Raw genomic sequence first — 2,303 nt, forward strand, 5'->3', positions numbered from 1 at the left:
TCGGTCGGTGTCCAGGACAAGCCGTACAACGGCCCACCACCCGACACCAACCCACCAGCCGGCCGCAACACCAACTCATCAACCGACAACACCACCCCACCCGAACCATCCACCAACTCCACCGAAACCGCACCACCACCCACCCACACCACACGCGCCAACACACTCGCCGCACCCGAAGCGAACACCCGCACACCCGACCAGGAAAACGGCAACAACCCCGACCGCAAACCCGGCAAATCCACAAACGACAACACATGCAAAACCGCATCCAACAACGCCGGATGCACCACATGATCACCAGCACGATCCCGCCACCCACGCGGCAACGCCACCTCAGCGATCACCTCACCCTCAGACACCCCACGCCACGCCCGCCGCAACCCACGAAACGCAGGACCATAACCAAAACCCCCCTCCGACAACCGCTCATACAACCCATCCACCGGCAACACCTCAGCACCCTCAGGCACCGAAACATCACCACCACCAACCCCACCGACAACCCCCAAAACCCCCACCGCATGAGCACTCCACCCAGCACCCTCATCACCCACCAACCGCGAATACACCGCCACCCGCGGCCCATCCGCCACACCCCGATCCACCACCACCTGCAACTCCACCTCACCCCGAGGCGGCAACACCAACGGCTGCTGCAACGTCAACTCGGCAACACCCGACAACCCCGACCGCAACGCCACATGCAACGCCACATCCAAAAACGCCGTCCCCGGCAACAACACCTGACCACCCACCGCGTGATCGGCCAACCACCCATGCGAGGACAACGACAACCGACCACTCCACACCGACACCCCGCCCTCGGCCAGCTCCACCACATCCGAAAGCAGACCACCACCACCGGAGTCCAACCAGAACCGCTCACGCTGGAACGCATACGTCGGCAACCCCACCGGCACACGCTCCACACCCACCGAAGCGAAGAACCCGCCCCAATCCACATCCACCCCATGCACCCACAAATCCGCGGCGGCCCCCACCACGGACTCCTCCTCACCACGCCCCCGACGCAGCGCACCCACCAACACCACGTCATCCACAGCGACCCCCTCGGCCGCCACACACTCACCCACCACCGACACCAAACCCGCGTCCGGCCCCACCTCCACGAACCGCGACACACCCTCCCTCACCATCGACCGCACACCATCGGCGAAACGCACCGTCCCACGCACATGACGCACCCAGTACTCAGGCGAGGACAACTCCTCCCCCACCACCACACGCCCCGACACGTTCGACACCACCGAACACCGAGGAACCCCGAACGAAACCCCCTCCAACACCTCACGGAACTCCGCCAACATCGGCTCCATCAACGCCGAATGAAACGCATGACTGACCCGCAAACGCCGAACCCGACACCCCTGACCCGCCAGAACACCCACCACACGCTCCACCGCGGCCTCGGCCCCCGACACCACCACCGACTCAGGACCATTGACCGCGGCCACATCCACACCACCACCACACTCCGCCACCACCGCCAACACACGATCCTCAGCAGCAGAAACCGACACCATCACCCCACCCGCGGGCAACGCATCCATCAACCGGCCACGCGCCACCACCACACGCGCCGCATCCGCCAACGACCACACACCCGCCACATGCGCCGCCGCCAACTCCCCCACCGAATGCCCCATCACACAATCGGCCTCAACACCCCAACTCTCCAACAACCGGAACAGCGCCACCTCCACCGCGAACAACCCCGCCTGAGCGAACACCGTCCGCCCCAACAAACCCTCATCACCACCCCAAACAACCTCACGAACCCCCGAACCCAAACACCCCTCCAACTCACCCATCACCTCATCGAAAACCTCCCGAAACACCCCGAAACGCTCATACAACTCCCGCCCCATCCCCAACCGCTGAGAACCCTGACCAGCAAAAACAAACCCCACACCACCACGACCAACACGACCCACCACACCCCGCCCCACACCCGAACCCTCAGCCAAAGACCTCAACTCACCCGCGAACCCCTCCACACCCGAACCCAGAACAACCGCACGATCCTCAAACCCCACACGCCCACTCAGCCCCGCACCCACACCCTCCACATCCACACCCGAACCACCCGAAACAAACCCCGCCAACCGCCCCGCCTGACCACGCAAACCCCCCACACCACGACCCGACAACACCCACGGCACCACCGACACCCCAGAAACAGGCACCCCAGAAACAGACGCCTCAGAAACAGACGCCTCCACCACAGGCGCCTCCACCACAGGCGCCTCCTCCAACAACACATGCGCATTGGTCCCCGA

At 64.4% G+C, this 2,303-nt stretch carries 1 protein-coding gene; it reads right to left on the reverse strand.

What is annotated here, in order from left to right:
• The coding region (locus ACWGSK_RS27555) for an acyltransferase domain-containing protein (protein ID WP_452457184.1) at nt 1-1,880 on the reverse strand (1,880 nt) is incomplete at its 3' end.
• Nucleotides 1,881-2,303: the final 423 nt, after the last annotated feature.

The sequence above is a fragment of the Nocardiopsis sp. NPDC055551 genome (assembly GCF_053619415.1).